The following is a 16564-nucleotide window of genomic DNA, read 5'->3' as shown; positions in this document are numbered from 1 at the left end:
GTTCGCACGCCATCCACGATGCGGAACGTGCGGCACCTCGGGGTTTGGGTAGTCCCATTAGGTGCTGTGTTTTTGGCCGCTGGCGCGGCGTGTTCGCGGCCCCTGAGGCTCGTGTCCGAGCGGCAAATACTTGCTCCTTCGTCGCATCGTATTTGCCGCTCGGACACGAGCCGGCCGCGAACTTTAGTGCTCGATCTCGCTGCGCTCGAAAACTGTTGTCGTGGCGAGTGGGTGCGTCGGTGGGGGCGTGCGGCACCTTGGGTTTGGCGATCCAGTTAGGTGCTGGCTGCGAGTTTTAATGTGCGGTCTCGCCTCGAGCTGAAATCGGGCGGCGGTGAACATAATTTGCTCCCGTTCGGCAAGTTGGAGGTGATTCGACGGCAATGGCGATTCCACGTGCCGACCATTGGACAGCCGCGGACCTCGATCACCTGCCAGAAGACGGATTACGGTACGAGGTGCTGAATGGTCAGCTCGTTGCGAACGCCGCCCCGAAGCCCCGGCATCAATGGTTGATTCAATGGCTGGTGCGTGCGCTGGTCGATGTATTGCCACCGGACTTCTTCGTGCTCGAGGGCGTCGGCGTACTGATCGGGGGCCGAGGAGTAGATCCGCCCGATCCGGCGTTAGGCGCTGAATATCCAGCGGTTCTATTCCTCGACCCCCTAGGCGTCGCGGCGCAGCGTGAACCAGAAGGTCGGCACCGAGTTGGTGCCCGGTGTGACGTCGAGTAGTTCCCAGCCGGCGAACCTGGCGCGGAGTTCGTCGGCTGTGACGCCCGCCGCCCACGAGGTGACCTCGGGGACGGGATTGTCGAGCGGCTCGGGGCCGTACCCGAACATCAGCAGCCGTGCTCCGGGAGCGGCGCGGTGGGTGAGGCCGGCGGCGTAGGCGTCGCGGCGGTGCAGCGGGATCCCGCAGTAGCAGCTCAGATCGAAGAACAGGTCGAAGGGACCGGGCGCGTCCAACTCGTCGAGGCGGGTGGCGTCTCCGTGTAACAGCCGTACCGCCGCTCCCGCTCCCGCTGCCTCGACCTTCTCCCTGGCCTGGTCGACGGCGCGGTCGATCAGGTCGACGGCCGCCACCTCCCAGCCGTGCCGTGCGAGGTAGATGGCGTTGGTCCCCGTGCCGCAGCCGAGTTCGAGGGCGCGGCCGGGCGGCAGCGCGCCGTGCCCCTCAACCAGTGCTACCAGCTCAGGCGGTGTCACGCCGGTATCCCACGGCGGCTTGCCGACGTGGTAGTAGCCCTCCAGTGCGCGGTGGACGGACTCCTCTTGTTCTCGCTGCGCTGCGGTGAGTTCCGGGTCCGGCTTTTGGGTGGTGATGGGCTGGTCCATCGTCTCCTCCAATATTAGAGTTGGACTCTAGTGACAGACTCTAGATATATACTCGGAAAATGGATCGAGTCAAGCGGCCGGACAAGCGAGCCGAGCGCTCACGCCGTACCCGTGAAAAGGTCGTCGAGGCGGCTCGCGAGCTGTTCGTCACACAGGGTTACGGAGCGACGAGCCTGCAGGAGGTGGCAGACCGGGCGGGCGTGGCCGTCCAGACGGTCTACTTCGTCTTCGGCAACAAGCGGACGCTGTTCAAAGGCGTCGTCGATACGTCCATCGCCGGGGACGCCGAGCCTGTCGCCACCATGGACCGTGAGTGGTTTCGCGCCGCGTGCGCCGAACCCACCGCGGCCGGGCAACTGCGCGTGCACGTCCGCGGCACCCGCGAGATCCTGGGCCGGGTCGCCCCGATCATGCCGCTGATCGCGGCTGCCGCGGCCACCGACCCTGAGATCGCCGCGCAATGGCCAGAAGGCCCCGACCCGCGTTACACCGTGCACTACGCAGCGGCCGAAGCCCTGGCCGGTAAGCCGGACGCCCGTCCCGGCCTCTCCGTCGAGATGGCGGCGGACCTGCTGTTCGGCCTGCTCAGCCCCCAGCTCTACCTGATCTTCGTCCGCGACCGCGACTGGTCACCGAACATGTGGGAAGCATGGGTCCGCACCGCCTTGATCTCCCAGCTCTGCGCCGACCCCCGGTAGGCGGACAGGCCTCATCGCAACGGCCGGCCAAGGGGCCTCGGTCCACGGGCAGTCGTGTGGAATACGGGGGTCGAGGAGCATCCGAGAGAAGAGTCACGCTAGGCAGGCAGGCTGAATCCTGCTGTTGAGCTGTTGATTTCATGTCGGCGTGATTGATGCGGGTGTTTCCCGGGTATGGAGGTCGCGGTAGTAACCGCCGAAAAAACAACACATTTGGGCTTGGCCCGGATACAGGACCGCTTCACACGCGGGACGGAGCGGCATCGCCGCAGGTCGCTGATCCACTACCCCGGATAAGCACAGCTACGAACCAACCCACCGCGCCGCAGCCGGAGACACCGTCACCGTGAAGACCCCCTTCGAATTCACGGTAGACCCGGCGTCCCTGCTGCCCTGACACACCATTACTGCGACGTAGTGGCAGTGATCCCGGGCGATACCACGCGACTGGTGCGCATGCCGAACGAGCGCCTGTATTTGGAGCCATAACTACGCGGGGAGGTTCGCGGGCTATCGGGGATGTCGGCGAATTCTCCCGGTGGCCCCGATGACGGTGTAGGGAGGTCGGCCTATTCCGGGATCGCGTGCTCTTCGATGAATACCTTGCGGCATACCGGGGCGCAGAATGCGTAGTCGGCGCCCTGGTGGCTGGCGGTGAATCGTGCGGTGGCCAGCTCGACAGTCATGCCGCATACCGGGTCGATGGCGAAGCCATCGGGTGCCGCGGATTCCGGCTCGGTGTGCCGGTAGTCCTCGGTCATCAGCTTGGTGATGTCGGTGCTGGTCATGGCGCGACCGAGGGTGCCGATGGCGTGTTCACGCAGTCCGACGATCTGCACCAGGCAGTGTGGTTGCCGGGTGAGTCGGTCGGTGTCGGGCTCGGTGGCGGCGATCGCGCGGGTGATCGCCGGAATGACGGTTGCGCCGAATTCGCTGCTGTTGCTCCATGCTCCGGGCACGATCACCCGGACGACGTAACGTGGTGCGGCCGTCCGGTCCGGGCCACCGGTGACCCAGACATCCGGCGTCCGCACCATGACGTGGGTCAGTTCGCGCGCCTTGTCCATCACCGAATCGGGTGCGGAGTCCTCGGTGGTGAGCTCTCGCAAAATGCGTTCGGCGAGGGCGGTGCGGCGTTCGGTACTCATTGTGTCGTCGGAGACGAATAGTTCGACGGTCATCATGGTTGTGACTCCTTTACCGGTAACAGGGGGCGGGAAACGATCAGCGTGAGGGTGAATGCCCTTGCGAGTCTTGGACGTTCGATGACGCTCAATGGCTTGCGCTGGATGCGAGCGCGAGCAGTTCGCCGACGGACCATTGGTCGTCGGCGTGTCTACCGAGTTTGTGTGCCGGCACCCGGCCGTCCGGTGCGATGAGGAAGTCGCCGGGTAGCCCGAGGCGGCCGCCGTCCGGCCGAGCCGGGGGAGCGGGCTTCTGTTTGCGCAGAACACCAGATACCGCGCTGGCGACACCGCGAACAATGGTCGGCCAGGCGCGGGGGTCGAGCAGCGCGCGCGGGGCGGACTCCACGCCGAATTCGCGATAAAGCGCGCGGGTGGGGTCGGCGATCAAATCGAACGGGAGATTACCTTCGTATTTGCGCAATTCGGCTGCGCTGGAATGGAACACGACGACCTCACGGATATTCGCCGCCAGGATTTCGTCGTGCCTGGTGGCGAAGGAACGCAGGTGCAGATTGCACACCGGACATCCGGCGAAGCGGCGAAATTGTAGGTGTATCAGGCAATCCGGGTCGGGGACCTGGACATCGGCACCCGCGATGGTACGCAGGGTTCGGGTGGTCACGGTGGTCGGCGGCATCGGGTTCTCCTCTCGTAGGCGTACTGCGTACTCCTACGATCAGTATGAGCGCACCAAGTACGCTGTCAAGTCGTGCCTCGTCCACGCTCGTTGACGCCGACCGCCATCGCGACCGCCGCGCTCGCGGTGATCGATCGTGACGGCCTGTCTGCGCTCACCATGCGCGCGGTGGCAAAGGAGCTGCATATGGCCACCATGTCGCTGTATCGCTACGTCTCGACCAGGGACGAGCTGGAGCTGCTTGTCGTCGATCTGGTGCTGGCCGACATCGATATATCGCTCCCGCCCAGCAAGGACTGGCGGACCCGTGTCACGATCCTGCTCGATCGAATGCGGGCCGCCATTTCCGCGCACTCGGCCGTGGTGCCGCTCGTACCGCGCCACCGAAAGTCCTCGCCCGCGACCTTGCGCTGGATGAACACCATGCTGTCAGTGCTCGCCGACGCTGGCTTCGCCGGTCGGGACCAAGTGATCGCCCAACGCACCGTCGTCGCATATCTGCTCGGCTTCCTGGAAAACGAGCACTACGCGTCGATCAGCGGTGCGGCGACCGCCGCGATCGCGCAACTGCCGACGACCGACTATCCCTTCCTCATCCAGACGGCCGCGCTGGCACACACGATGTCGGCCGACGACGAGTTTCGCGGTGGCGTCGAAATCGTGCTGCGCGGTCTACAGCCGTGAAATGATCACCTGCTACCCAATCCTTTTCGCCAGCTGACTCTTGTATGTCATTGATTCCCATGGCTTTCGGTCGTGTTCAATTGTGGTGCGGCGGCCGGTCGGGGTAACGTCGATCAAATCGCGGCCACTCGGGGCTCAATCCATCGGACCGCAACTGGGGTAATTACCGGCATCGTCTTGCCGAACGCATTCAGGGGAACTCGCCGGCGGTGTCGCTCGGACGCCGCCAAGAGCACAGTTCACCCACACCGAAATGACTACGGAAACCGAATGATCCGGCGGGAACAGTCTGGAACACCCAGTACCGAATCCGCCGGATCGGCCGGGCCTCATCCACGAATCCTGGATGTCGCATCCACTTCAGGGAGGAAGCAGATGTCGAATACCGGCTCCACCATCCCGCGCCGCCAACTCGGGCGGCACCTGCGAGATCTGCGCCAGCAGGCAGGCATGACCATCGTCGATGTCGCCGTACTGATCGAACGCGGCGCGACCACGGTGCAGCGCCTGGAAACCGGCGCCGCCGACCGCGTCCGCCTACGCGATATCGAAGCGATCTGCCGCGTCGTCGACGCCGACGACACCATCGTCGAAGCGTTGAAAGGGCTTGCTCAGCAAGGCAATACCAAGAGCTGGTGGCATCAGTACGGCGACCTTATCCCCGCGAGTTTTGACGTGTACATGGGGTTGGAGTCGGCGGCGGTGAGGCTGACATCGTTCGTCGAGTTGGTCCCCGGATTGCTCCAGACCTCCGAGTACGCACGAACGCTGATCCGGGCGGTCCATCCAGATGAGTCGGACCATGAAATTGCGCGTCGCGTAGCCATGCGAATGCATCGGCAAATCCTGATCACCAGGAAGACGCGCCCTGTAGCGGTCGACGTAGTCTTGGACGAGTCGGTTCTGAATCGTGCTGTTGGCAGTCGCCGGGTCATGGCAACCCAGTTGCGTCACCTCGCAGACCTGGGGACCAGGCCGAATGTCGAGGTTCGGGTTCTGCCCTTCTCCGCTGGCGTGCCGCTGGGGGATTTGACCGGGCCGTTCATCATCTTGGACTTCGGCGAGAAGGACGGAATCCCGGTGGAGCCTCCGGTTGTCTATCTAGAAAGCTATACAGGTGCAATGTATTTCGAGGAGGAAGATCCTGTCGGTCGCTATCGTGAGGAGCATACGGTAGTCGAACGTGTAGCGTTGGAAGCGCAGGCGAGCAGGGATCTGCTGCGTCGGAAAGCAAGGGAGTATGCAGCGTGAACGTTGATCTGTCTAAGGCTGATTGGTTCAAGAGCAGCAAGAGTGGTGGAAGCCAAGAGTGCGTCGAGGTGGCGTTCCTCGATCGGGGCATGGTTGGTGTGCGGGACTCGAAGAACCCGACCGGTGCTGCTCTCGTCTTTGCCCCGGCTGACTGGGACGCGTTTGTGGTGGGTGCCCGAGACGGTGAGTTCGGCCGCTGAGATTCATCCCGCTGCCGGGTGGCCATCGAGGTTCATGTCGTCACCGCTAGCGGGCCCCCAGGCAGGTGGGTTCCTGACGTTTCAGATGTGGCTGAACTCGATGTGGACTATTCGAGTTTCCGCGTCGCGCTCATCAACCACGACAGTGCGGGAAATCGTCTTCTCCGCCTGCGAATAGAATGTGTCTTGGGCCCTTTGAACATTCGGCGACGTCGCCAGATCAGGCCCGGCAATCGTCGTGATGTATGGAGGGGATGGGTCGCGCACTTTATCGAGAGCGGTTGTGAATCCGGATTTCTCCAGCATCGAAGCGACATCTGTGGGAGACATCTCGACAGCGATTCGCCGGAACTCGCTATCGCGCATAACCTCTTTCTCGACCAGGAGAATCTTTCCGTCCGCAGGCAGCGTCCACCCACCGAATTCGGTGGCTTCTTTCACAAGTTCTGGACTGGTCGATGTTTCGACATCCGGTGCCGTAACACGATCGATCATGCTGCCACATCCGGCCCCGGCAAGCGATACAACAGCAAGCACGCCGAGCAACACGGCACGTAGAGTCCACCGCCCTCTCATCACATGCTCCTTACCGGCCAGGATCGGTGCGGGTGCCATCGCGACTGTCGGACCCGTTCGGCAAGTCGATTGCGCCATTGGTGGGCACCACCCCTTCATAGTGTTTGATTGTCGATGAGCCGAGCATATTGAATTCCTGTGCCAATCCAGCTGTATGCAAGGCGCCCATGCGTGCATCGGTGACTTTTACTCCTGCGATTTTGGTCTGTTTCAAACCGTCCCAGTTGTACCGGTCGGATAGGTGGATCTGATAATCGACCGTGACACGGGGTTGTGCACCTGCCGCGTCCTGGGGGTGAACCGTGACTATCCCGCTGGTGGTAACGTGAATCGAGCCTATCGCCAGGTACCAGTCTGGCTGACCATTTTTATCGAATGTATAGCCTTGCCACGGCAGTAATTGGAACGGGACGGATTTACTATAGCTGGCTGGATCGCCAGCGATATCCTGTAGGGTTACAGTCATAATTTGGTCGACCAGCCGCTTCAGTCCGGGATCATCATGCATGATCTGATCCGGATCGATCTTCAGGTCGGTGCCGGAGTTATCGAGATAGTGACGCAAATGAACTGAGGCATGGGTCAGTCCGCCTGCATCTGCGGCAAGAGCTATATGTGCGAATGCTATGTCATCACCGCGGCTATACCACGGTTGCGAACCATGCGCGCCCTGCCCCGGATCCGGCTCCGGGGGCTCTGGCATCCCCGGGATTTGCGGTGCCATCAGACCCGTCCGCTCGGAGTCTTCGGGTCAGTGGCGGACGCAATACTGTTCTCCCACCATACGTTATCACCGAATCCATATCGCATAACACCCATGTCGACTACGACCTTGTCGGGAATTTCGAAATCACTCGCATTGTATGCTGGCGCCGTTCGCCCCGGAGAATAATCCAACGCGCGGGAAATCCTTTCGATAATTGTCGTTATCGCAATTTTCCGCGACTCTGCCGACTTCTTCAGCAAGTCGACCGCCGAGGTAATCTCCGACCGCTTCGATTCCGGCATCGGTCTTTCGATCAATTGCGCCCACACGCCGAGCGGGAACCTGGAATCGAGATAGCTCATCGATTGGAGGATTCCGCCACTGAGACCTATCGCCTGGTTATAGACCAAACGCTCGAGGCAGGCGCCGCCGTTCTCGATGATCTTCGATACCGCATCCAGGTCGATGCTTCGTCCGGCAGTGCGTTGCCCGAGAGTATTCGCGCTTGTTCCGAATGCCTGCGATGCGTCCCCGGACCAGCTACCTTGCAACCATCTGGTGCCGCTGATGAGATTCTCCGATGTGACGTAGTCGTTGATTCCGAGCAGGCTGATCCGCTTGCCGATAGCCTGAAATACCTCCCAGTCCGCAAGCAGCGGGGTCAGATAGTCCGCTGCGGGCTTGATGCCGATCGTCGAGTGCAACCGTTCGTCGTATGGCGAAATCAGGTCGATGCTCGAGGTGACCACCTGCCGCACGGTGTACTGGTTCTCTTGTACCTCCGGCAGGCTGGGCAGCTGTAACCCACTGAATCGCTTGATATCTCGAGAGTCGCTCGGTGGCTGGGCGGCCGCCCCGTCGCCGGGTGTGATCGCCCCGATCGCGCCAGCGTAGGTCTCGTCGGTTGCTCGGTATCTGCTTCCCGCAGTATCGAGGTCTGCTGCCAGAGTGCCAACACTAGTCAGATCGTTTTGATGCGCGGCGGACGTCGCGCTCTGAAACTTCTCGAAGGCTGGCGCGAGGGTAGCTACGAGTCCTGTCGACCCGGCGGGCAGCGAAACGCCCGGCAGCAAGCGCGAAGTATTCGAGATGAAGTTTGTCTCGAGGTCTTGCAGATCCAACTTGAATCCGGCAAGGCAGGAAACGTCAACAGTAAAGTTATCCATAGGCCCCCCTTGTGATCTCAATCCGCAGCGTACTCGAATACTCAGTGCGGAACGAGCATTCGGACGCTTCGATGCCCCGTTCCAGCCCATCCGCGCCCGTAGCTGATCTCGTCGGCCAGCTTTCGTGAATTGCATTCGGCCGCAAGGGGTCCCGGTAGTAATCGCGCGAAAAACAACGACAATGGCTTGACCAGCAGTGATGTTGGGTTGTCGGTTCGGGCTGCCGATGAGGCTGGTCGGTGTGCTGGAGGTCTGGTTTCGTGGCGACGAGTGTGTTCGCGGACGAGGAGTTGGCGCGTCTGCGGGAGTTTCCGGATATCAGCCGCGAGGAGTTGTTCGGCTACTGCTACCTGGACGACGAGGACCGCAGGCTGATCGCCCTTCGTCGGCGACCTGACACACTCGAGCTGCTTCCCGCTGATGTGTCATGGTGGCCGCAGAACTTCGCTTGACATTGTCGTTGCGACAACGTTTTTACTGGTGCCATGCGAATCAAAGAACTCGCCGATGCGGTCGGTATCACCACACGCGCCGTGCGGCATTACCATCGCATCGGGCTGCTGCCCGAACCCCCACGTCAGCCGAACGGCTACCGCCAGTACTCGCTGCGCGACGCTGTCGAGCTTGCCCGCATCCGCCGCCTCACGGAGCTGGGATTGAGCCTGGACGAGGTCCGCGACGTGCTGGCAGAGGATGTCGGAAAGGACTTGGCCGACATCCTCGGCGAGCTCGACGCGGATCTGGCACGCCAAGAGGAGTCAATCCGACAGCGACGCGCCCGCTTGGCGCAACTGCTGCGGCAGGCGGAGGCAGACGGCAGGCTGTCCGACGAAGCGCCGGTCTCTCCCGCGCTCGCTGCGCTGTTTCACGACATGTCCCGTGCTTGTGCCCGCCATCCCGGGCCGGAGCCTGCAATGGTGGTCAAGGAACGGGAACTATTGGCGCTGCTGGAGACCAGCGTCCCGGACGGTGGCCGGGGCTGGCTCGACGGCATGATTCACGCGCTGAGGGCGGATCCGGAGGTCATCGCGCGGTCGTACGAGGTGTATGCCCAGCTCGATGAGCTGCTGGGGGCACACGATGGCGATCCTCGGGTGGAGACCGCTGCCTGTGCCATTGTCAGCAGCATGCCGGAGGGAATACGCGAGGCGATGAAAGCCCTCGGCGGGCAGCAGATGAATGCGGCAGGCGAGGGTGGTTTCGCAGAGGCGTTCTTCGCGGACTTCGCGCCGGCACAGGCTGCGGCCATACGTCGCGCCATCCAACTGCTGCAGGAACCGACCCGATGACGGAGCTGCGGGCATTGCGCAGGGCTGTGCGGTGGTCGATCGCGGCAGTGATACCCGGCGAACTGGTGCTGATGGTTTGCCTGGCCACGGGGACCCGCATCCCACCGCAGGCGCGCATGGCTGTGGAACTGGCGATGTTCGCCGTGATGATTGCCGCGGCTACGCTACTGGCTCTGGACTACCACCGACAGCGACGCGGCGGCCTGACCTGGCGCCAGGTCATCGACGCCGCTGTCTCGGATCTGGTTCCCATGGTCGTAGGCAAGCTCATCGTGCACGAGTTGAAACTCTTCACCAGCTTTCTACGCTGGGGCACTCGTCGCGGGCCTCATGGGGTGGGTAAGGACGACGTGGCGGTGCCGTACGCCTCCGGGCAGGCGGCCATTATGTACAGCTTCCTTGTCGTCTGTGTCGTAGAGACAGTGGCTCTCGCGTACCTCATCCCCTGGCCCCCGGTGCACACGATCGTTCTTGTCCTCGATGTTTGGGGGGTGTTCTTCATCGTTGCCTTGCAGGCATCCTGCGTCGTACGCCCGCACGTCATCGGCGCTGACGGCTCGCTGCGGCTGCGCTACGGGGCGCTGCTCGACATCCACATCCCCGCCCACCGCATAGCCTCGGCCCGCGTGGAACGCCGTTATCCCGACAGCGGACCGGCAGCCGTGGACCGCGACGGCGGAGCGGACCTCGCCGTGGCCAGCCAGACGACGGTCACCGTCGAATTGACCGAACCGATCGCATTTGCCCGACCATTGGGCAAGCTCGTGGAGGCCCGCACCTTCCGCTACTACGCCGAGGATCCGGAGTCCACTGTCGCGACGCTGCGCGCCCGTGCGACCCTCGACAAGACATGAGACCGAGTGCCATGACCTAGGCACTCGCGGCATCGCCGACGCCGAGACCATGCCGTTCCGGCTCGTCGAGACCGTGATCAATATGCGCTCAGGCCGCTCAGCCCTTGCCGCTGGACGCCTGGAACTTGAAGTTCCAGCCATAGATTCGCGAAATCTCGCGAATGCCGCCACCGGGCCTGCCCGCGGGTGGACGAATGAAGGTGCCGTCGCGGTGCACGACCAATTCGCCGTTGACGTTCTCGATTTGGGCGAGAATTACTTCCCGCGAATTATCCATACAACCCGAGATGATCATTTCGATCGGCAGCGAGTTGATCGGGTACAACGTGGCCGTCGCCTGCACCCCGCGGAAGTCGGCGGCGCCCTCATAGACGGAGGCGAACACCAGGATTCGGCGGAATTGGGCGGTGAAATCGAGATTGATGTCGAGGTTCTCGCCGGTGGCGCTGCTTCCGGTCCGGTCGTCCTGATCGAGCCGGATGAACGGCGGGCGGTCCAGCGCGCCGAAGCTGCGATCCAGTGCGCGCACCGACCCGAAATCTCCGTTGGACAGCTCCCAGAAGCAGCCGAGGTCCAGATCGAGCGTTCGACCGCCGCGCTTGCGCCCGAACAGTCCGCCGCCGGTCGGCGCGTTCGTGCTCGTCCAGTTCAGGTTCACCCGCATGGTTCCCGAAGTCGCGCCCTGCTTGGTCAGCGAGATCGAGGGCGCTTCCTTGGTGAGCGAGATCTTGTTCAGATTGACCGGCGCACCCGTCGGCTGCGGGGCCGCAGGTTGCTGCGGCTGATAGGGCTGCTGCGGCGGATAGGGCGGCGGTGGCGTGGGCGCGCCATACGGCTGCTGCTGCGACGGATACGGCTGGGGCGGGTACGGGGGCGGCGGTGTCGGCGCACCGTAGGGCTGTTGCGGCGGCGCGAATTGCGGTGGTGGCGGCGGTGCGAACTGCTGCTGCGGCGGGGCAGGCTGCGGCGGGGCGTACTGCGGCGGCGCGGGGAGTGGCGGCGCTGCGGGCGGCGCGGGTTCGTCATCGACCGAGATACCGAAATCGGTCGCCAAACCGGCCAGTCCGGAGGCGTATCCCTGCCCGACGGCGCGGAACTTCCACGCGCCCTGGCGTCGATACAACTCGCCGAGCACGAACGCGGTCTCTGTGGTCGCCCCGGCACTGTCGAAGCGGGCCACCTCGGCGCCGTTCGCCGCGTCGACCACACGCACGTAGAGCCCGTTGAACTGGCCGAAGGTGCCGCCGTCGCTGGATGCGGCGATCACGATGGTCTCGATCTGTGGTTCGACCTGGGCCAGGTTCACCGATAAGGTGTCCAGCACTGTCGGCCCCCGCTGTTTGCCCTCGTGCCGGACGGCGCCGGAGGCGTGCGCGGGCTGGTTATAGAAGACGAAATCGCTGTCGGACCGCACCTTCCCGGCGGCGAGCAGCAGTGCGGAGGCATCCGCATCGGGAATTCCGGGACCCGATTGCCACCCGAGTTCGACACGGACCGCGGACATCGGCACCGCAACGTTGGAGCCCTTCATCATCGACACATTTGCCAACGTATCGGATACAGGCGGTTGGCGTCATACCCTGGCCGCGTGGTGCGGCAGGCGTATCCGCGCGACGGTCATCGTGTCGGCGGCGCGAGCTGCCAGTGCTGGTTGAGTGCGCCCGCGATCTCCGGAAGCACGGTCACCGGAATTCGCTTCTGCCGCAACATTTCCCTGATCTCGGTGACCTGCTCGCGCTTGCGTAGATCATAGGCGCCCGAGACCGGTCGGATCACCGGCGGAATCGACAGCAGCACCAGCTCGCCGTGCCGTTCGCCGCCGCCGGTCAGGTCCAGCGCCAGCGACCAGCGTTCGCGCTCGTCCAGCGCGAAACGCCCCGCCAGCACTCGATCCCACTCGATGCTGGATTCCCGCCACGGCGTGCGCTGGTAGATCGCACCCTCGGTCAGCACGATGGCGTCCCTGGTGAACAAGGCGACCAGGATCGCGATGCCCGCGATGGCACCGGCGAGCAGCCCGGTGAAAATCCGATTGAGACCGAAGCCCGCGACGACCGACCCGCAGACGAGCACCGTCACGGCGATACCGAGCACGCCGTAGAGCGCCGCTCGCCCAGTGGGAACCACACCCGCGCGCACCATAGTCATCACGTCTCCAGCGGAGTCCCCGGCACCGCATCCTGGCTACCGCTAATCCACCGTACCGGGTTGAATCGGCGGGCGGGTCACGCGTTCAGCGGTACCGCGGCTTCGGCCGTGTACACCAGGAACGTCAGGCTCTCCTGGAAGTACAGCCGCACCGATTCCGCATCGTGTGACAGGTAGCCGATCGAAAGATCCTGGCCGAGGCTCAGGTCGAAGTCACCGCCGCGAGTGGTCAGCACGAACGCGCCGTCGATGGCGGGCGCCCAGATGATCTCGCCCTCCGGGATGAGCCGTTCGATATGGGTGCGGATCGGGTGACCGTGGTCGGAGGTCTCGCTGACCGCCGTGTACAGCTCAGCGCTCAGCAGCACCGAATACGGGCCGTCCACACCCGCCAGTCGCAACGCGCTCAAACCCTGGGCGATGGCTTCCGGGGCCAGCCGCGGATCGGTGGGCACCGCGATCGGCGTATTCGACGAACTCGCCCTGATACCGGTGATATTCGCCGCCGGGTAGCCCTCGAAGATAGCCCGATCCTCGGCGAAGGCGATCCGCTTCGCGGCATCCTTCACCGGATCCAGATCGGTGTCCTTGGCGCCGCGCTCGACATTGTCGAGCTCCTCGCGGGCCAGCGTGAACGGCACCCGCAGCTCGACCAACGGCGCGACCACCCGCTGCTTGGCCTGCACGCCGTCATCGGGTGCGCTGATCGGCGTGGTGTGGCCGAGCCCGACCGCGGAGTAGTCGGCCCCGTGCGGTCCGGACAGGTCGACCACGCGGCGTCCGGCGATGTGCCGCTTGAAGGTTCGCGTCGCCTCCTCCTCGATGGCCGCCCATGCCTCGGTGGTGATCGGCGCGAGTTCGCGATGGAGATTGTTCATTTCCGCATGCTCCTTTTCATCGTGCCGATAGCTAGTGATCCGTCGCCCGATTGTGCGGCGGTGCCCGAGTCATCGAGGTCGTTGGCGCCCAATGATTCTCTGAGTTCCTCGCTCTGCTCCGGGGCTGCGGGCAGGTCGTCGAAGAAGTGCTGCGGCGGGGTGAAGAACGAGGTGCCGGTGACCGCGGTGGAGAAGTCCAGAATCCGATCGTATTCGGCCTCGTCGGATCCGAGGAACATCCGCACCAACATGGCCTCGGTGACGCTGGGGGTCGCGGCGTAGGCGATGTAATAGGTACCGAATTCGTTGTCGCGGACACTGCCGAAGGGCATATTGGCGCGCAGGATCTGGCGCTGGGTGCCGTCGGGATCGATGATCGTGTTCACCGCGACATGCGAATTCGCGGGTTTGTCCGCGTCGGAGAACTCGATGTCGTCGAGTTTGGTTCGCCCGATCACCCGCTCCTGCTCGGGTACCGGCAGCTGCCGCCAGTCCGTCATGGGATGCACGTATTTCTGCACGATCACATAACTGCCGCCCGCGAACTCGGGGTCCTCGTCGCCGATCAGCGCCGCGCGTCCGGCGTCGGATGCCGGCGCGGCGCCCTCGGGATTCTCGGTGCCGTCGACGAAGCCGAGTAGATCGCGCTGTTCGAAATACCGGAACCCGACGGTCTCGTCCACGATGGTGACTGCGCCGCTGAGCCGGTCGCCGATCAGCATCGCCAGTTCGAAACAGGCGTCCTGGGCTTCGGCTTTGATATGGAACAACAGGTCGCCCGGCGTAGCGGGCGCCTGGTGGCGCGCACCGGAGTATCCGGGAAATTCGTGCAGCTCGGCGGGCCTGCGCCCGGTGAATAGGCGATCCCATGCGGTGGAGCCGATGGACGTCACGCAGGTCAGGCCGGCCCCCGGTAGCCGGAACCCCACCGAGCGGCGTAGTCCGCCCAGGTCGGTGAGGAAATCGCGCACGGTTTGCTCGCCACCCTCGTCGATGGTGGCGACGAGGAAAATCGCGGCCGGTGTGAGTGGTTCTAGGATCGGCTGCGGGTCACCCATGATCGACAGCGTAATGGACGCCACCGGCGAACCGGCGCAGCGGTAATGGGCTACTTGGCGACGGTGAGGAGGAACGCGACGTCGTCCACCGCCTGCACGCTGTGCCTCGCCTTGGGGACGACCAGTAGGTCACCGGCCGAACCCTTCCATTCGTTGGTGCCGCTGATCAACGTCAGGGTGCCGCTGAGAACGAACAGTGTCGCGTCGCCCGCGTTGTCGTGTTCGGCCAGGCTCTGCCCGGCGGTCAGCGCGACGACGGTCTGGCGCAGGCTGTTCGCGTGCCCGCCGTAAATGGTTTGCGAACTGCGCCCACTCGTGGCGGTAGCGGCCAACTTGAGCTGTTGGCGAGCGACCGCTGTCAGCGATTTCTTGTCCATGGACCGCCTTTCGCAGATCACACATCACCCGGATCAGGGCTGGTGATACGGGCTGATATCCAGGAGTATGCCCGACCGTCGCGCGGCGCGGGCCGAGTTGGCCACCTCGTCCCGCATCCGAGGTATCACCGCCACCAGTCGCGTTCGAATGGTGTTGCGCGACGGGGATTGCCCGGTGCGGGGAGTTTGTCGGTTACTCCGACGGGGTGCGGGTGTAGCGCCGAATCCGATAGCGCAGGCCGGTTGTCGATTCGTGCCACGGCGTGTTGCCATCGGTCTGCCATTCGGGACCGATCTGCGGTGCGTACGCGTCGCCGAAGACGTTGCTCTCTACCTCGGTAACCAACAGGTCTGTCGCGAAATCCATTGCCGCCCGGTATATTTCGCCGCCACCGGCGATCCACACCTCGTCCGCCCCGGTGATGTCGAGTGCCTCGGGCAGTGATCCGGCGCGTTCGGCGCCCGCGTCCGCCCAATCGGGTTGCCTGCTGACGACGATATTGCGTCGACCGACCAGCGGGCGGAATCGAGGCGGTAGCGAATCCCAGGTGCGCCTGCCCATGATGACGGGATGACCCATGGTGACGGCCTTGAAATTGGCCATGTCTTCGGGTACCCGCCAGGGAATGGCGTTCTCGAATCCGATCACGCCGTCGGGGGTCTGAGCCCAGATGAGCCCGATGGTTCGGCCGCTCACACCGCCACCGGCGCCTTGATCGCCGGGTGATGCTGGTAATCGAGGACTTCCACATCCTCGTAGGTGTAGTCGAACAGCGTCGGCGCCTGGCGTAGTCGCAGCGTCGGGAACGGGTACGGGTCGCGGGTCAATTGCTCGGTGACCTGCTCGATGTGGTTGTCGTAGATGTGGCAGTCGCCGCCGGTCCAGATGAAATCACCGGGCTCGAACCCGACCTGGCGCGCCACCATATGGGTGAGCAGCGCGTAGCTGGCGATATTGAACGGCACGCCGAGGAACAGGTCCGCGCTGCGCTGATAGAGCTGGCACGACAGTTTGCCGGCGGCAACATAGAACTGGAAGAACGCGTGGCAAGGAGCCAGCGCCATCCGGTCCAGTTCGGCCACATTCCAGGCCGAGATGATCATGCGACGCGAATCCGGGTTGCCGCGCAGCGTCTCCAGCACCTGCGAGATCTGGTCGATATGGCTGCCATCGGGGGTGGGCCACGACCGCCATTGCACCCCGTAGACGGGGCCGAGTTCGCCGTTGTCATCGGCCCACTCGTCCCAGATGGAGACGCCGTGCTCACGCAGCCAAGCGATATTGGAATCGCCGCGTAGGAACCACAACAGCTCGTAGACGATCGACTTCAGATGCACCTTTTTGGTCGTGATCAGCGGAAAGCCCGCCGACAGGTCGTAACGCAGCTGATGGCCGAAGATACTGCGGGTACCGGTGCCGGTGCGGTCGGCTTTCGCCGTCCCGGACGCCAAGACCAGCCGCAGCAGATCCTCATACTGGGTGTCGCGAACATTGGTGGCCACACCTGAAAAGCTTAC

20 protein-coding genes are annotated in these 16564 nt (G+C 63.7%); 7 read left to right on the top strand and 13 right to left on the bottom strand.

The genetic code is table 11. The features are described 5' to 3' along the window. Positions 1-665: 665 nt before the first annotated feature. On the bottom strand, positions 666-1337 hold the full coding sequence (locus tag LKE06_RS03010) for a class I SAM-dependent methyltransferase (RefSeq protein WP_227997012.1): 672 nt from the start codon (positions 1335-1337) through the stop codon (positions 666-668). A gap of 59 nt (positions 1338-1396) precedes the next feature. On the opposite strand from LKE06_RS03010, the gene LKE06_RS03005 reads away from it, so the two are divergent. Continuing rightward, a complete protein-coding gene (locus tag LKE06_RS03005) occupies positions 1397-2035 on the top strand; it encodes a TetR/AcrR family transcriptional regulator (protein WP_227997010.1) in 639 nt (212 codons plus the stop codon). Between the two features lie 569 nt (positions 2036-2604). Here LKE06_RS03005 and LKE06_RS03000 read toward each other — a convergent pair. Next, entirely contained in the window at positions 2605-3216 is a 612-nt protein-coding gene (locus LKE06_RS03000) for an ATPase (RefSeq protein WP_227997008.1), read from the bottom strand. A gap of 91 nt (positions 3217-3307) precedes the next feature. After that, entirely contained in the window at positions 3308-3859 is a 552-nt protein-coding gene (locus LKE06_RS02995) for a peroxiredoxin-like family protein (protein ID WP_227997006.1), read from the bottom strand. Positions 3860-3931: 72 nt separating this feature from the next. Here LKE06_RS02995 and LKE06_RS02990 point away from each other — a divergent pair, with 72 nt between their 5' ends. The 3 genes from LKE06_RS02990 to LKE06_RS02980 all read left to right on the top strand — a co-directional run bounded on the left by LKE06_RS02990 (position 3932) and on the right by LKE06_RS02980 (position 5994). Then, on the top strand, positions 3932-4543 hold the full coding sequence (locus tag LKE06_RS02990; RefSeq protein ID WP_227997004.1) for a TetR/AcrR family transcriptional regulator: 612 nt from the start codon (positions 3932-3934) through the stop codon (positions 4541-4543). A gap of 375 nt (positions 4544-4918) precedes the next feature. Beyond that, positions 4919-5794, top strand: coding sequence for a helix-turn-helix domain-containing protein (locus LKE06_RS02985; protein WP_227997002.1), 876 nt, complete (start codon positions 4919-4921; stop codon positions 5792-5794). Then, complete coding sequence (locus LKE06_RS02980; RefSeq protein ID WP_227997001.1) at positions 5791-5994, top strand: DUF397 domain-containing protein; 204 nt, start codon at positions 5791-5793, stop codon at positions 5992-5994. Before LKE06_RS02985 ends, LKE06_RS02980 begins: the two co-directional genes overlap by 4 nt. An 81-nt stretch (positions 5995-6075) precedes the next feature. On the opposite strand, the gene LKE06_RS02975 is transcribed toward LKE06_RS02980, so the two are convergent. The 3 genes from LKE06_RS02975 to LKE06_RS02965 are packed head-to-tail and all read right to left on the bottom strand — an operon-like array spanning position 6076 to position 8442. Beyond that, the gene (locus LKE06_RS02975) at positions 6076-6543 is read right to left on the bottom strand and encodes a hypothetical protein (protein ID WP_227996999.1); all 468 of its coding nucleotides are present in this window, start codon (positions 6541-6543) and stop codon (positions 6076-6078) included. Positions 6544-6580: 37 nt separating this feature from the next. Continuing rightward, positions 6581-7294: a hypothetical protein gene (locus LKE06_RS02970; protein ID WP_227996998.1), complete on the bottom strand. Its 714-nt coding sequence runs from the start codon at positions 7292-7294 to the stop codon at positions 6581-6583. After that, on the bottom strand, positions 7294-8442 hold the full coding sequence (locus LKE06_RS02965; RefSeq protein WP_227996996.1) for a hypothetical protein: 1149 nt from the start codon (positions 8440-8442) through the stop codon (positions 7294-7296). The genes LKE06_RS02970 and LKE06_RS02965 overlap by 1 nt, the downstream gene beginning before the upstream one ends. A 260-nt stretch (positions 8443-8702) precedes the next feature. Between LKE06_RS02965 and LKE06_RS02960 the strand changes: the two genes are divergently transcribed. Genes LKE06_RS02960 through LKE06_RS02950 form a run of 3 tightly spaced genes read left to right on the top strand, consistent with a single transcriptional unit; the run spans position 8703 to position 10585 of the window. Continuing rightward, complete coding sequence (locus LKE06_RS02960; RefSeq protein ID WP_227996995.1) at positions 8703-8894, top strand: DUF4158 domain-containing protein; 192 nt, start codon at positions 8703-8705, stop codon at positions 8892-8894. 33 nt (positions 8895-8927) lie between these two features. Next, positions 8928-9731 carry a MerR family transcriptional regulator gene (locus tag LKE06_RS02955; protein WP_227996993.1) on the top strand — a complete coding sequence of 268 codons (804 nt, stop codon included), beginning with the start codon at positions 8928-8930 and terminating at the stop codon, positions 9729-9731. Beyond that, positions 9728-10585, top strand: a complete 858-nt coding sequence (locus tag LKE06_RS02950) for a hypothetical protein (protein WP_227996991.1) — start codon at positions 9728-9730, stop codon at positions 10583-10585. Before LKE06_RS02955 ends, LKE06_RS02950 begins: the two co-directional genes overlap by 4 nt. Positions 10586-10682: 97 nt before the next feature. Here LKE06_RS02950 and LKE06_RS02945 read toward each other — a convergent pair whose 3' ends face one another. The 7 genes from LKE06_RS02945 to LKE06_RS02915 form a co-directional block, all read right to left on the bottom strand. Then, positions 10683-12116, bottom strand: coding sequence for a TerD family protein (locus LKE06_RS02945; RefSeq protein ID WP_227996989.1), 1434 nt, complete (start codon positions 12114-12116; stop codon positions 10683-10685). 86 nt (positions 12117-12202) lie between these two features. Then, positions 12203-12733: a hypothetical protein gene (locus tag LKE06_RS02940; protein WP_227996987.1), complete on the bottom strand. Its 531-nt coding sequence runs from the start codon at positions 12731-12733 to the stop codon at positions 12203-12205. Positions 12734-12810: 77 nt separating this feature from the next. Next, entirely contained in the window at positions 12811-13611 is an 801-nt protein-coding gene (locus LKE06_RS02935) for a family 1 encapsulin nanocompartment shell protein (RefSeq protein ID WP_227996985.1), read from the bottom strand. Then, positions 13608-14669 (bottom strand): Dyp-type peroxidase, encoded by a 1062-nt coding sequence (locus LKE06_RS02930; protein WP_227996983.1) that lies wholly within the window; start codon positions 14667-14669, stop codon positions 13608-13610. Before LKE06_RS02930 ends, LKE06_RS02935 begins: the two co-directional genes overlap by 4 nt. A gap of 50 nt (positions 14670-14719) precedes the next feature. Next, the gene (locus LKE06_RS02925; RefSeq protein ID WP_227996981.1) at positions 14720-15046 is read right to left on the bottom strand and encodes a cupin domain-containing protein; all 327 of its coding nucleotides are present in this window, start codon (positions 15044-15046) and stop codon (positions 14720-14722) included. Between the two features lie 193 nt (positions 15047-15239). Next, positions 15240-15743 carry a dihydrofolate reductase gene (locus tag LKE06_RS02920; RefSeq protein ID WP_227996979.1) on the bottom strand — a complete coding sequence of 168 codons (504 nt, stop codon included), beginning with the start codon at positions 15741-15743 and terminating at the stop codon, positions 15240-15242. Continuing rightward, the gene (locus tag LKE06_RS02915; RefSeq protein WP_227996978.1) at positions 15740-16549 is read right to left on the bottom strand and encodes a thymidylate synthase; all 810 of its coding nucleotides are present in this window, start codon (positions 16547-16549) and stop codon (positions 15740-15742) included. Before LKE06_RS02915 ends, LKE06_RS02920 begins: the two co-directional genes overlap by 4 nt. Between the last annotated feature and the right edge of the window lie 15 nt (positions 16550-16564).

It is taken from the genome of Nocardia australiensis, from assembly GCF_020733705.1.
GTDB classification, from domain to species: domain Bacteria; phylum Actinomycetota; class Actinomycetes; order Mycobacteriales; family Mycobacteriaceae; genus Nocardia; species Nocardia australiensis.
This window is presented reverse-complemented; position numbering and strand designations above follow the sequence as displayed.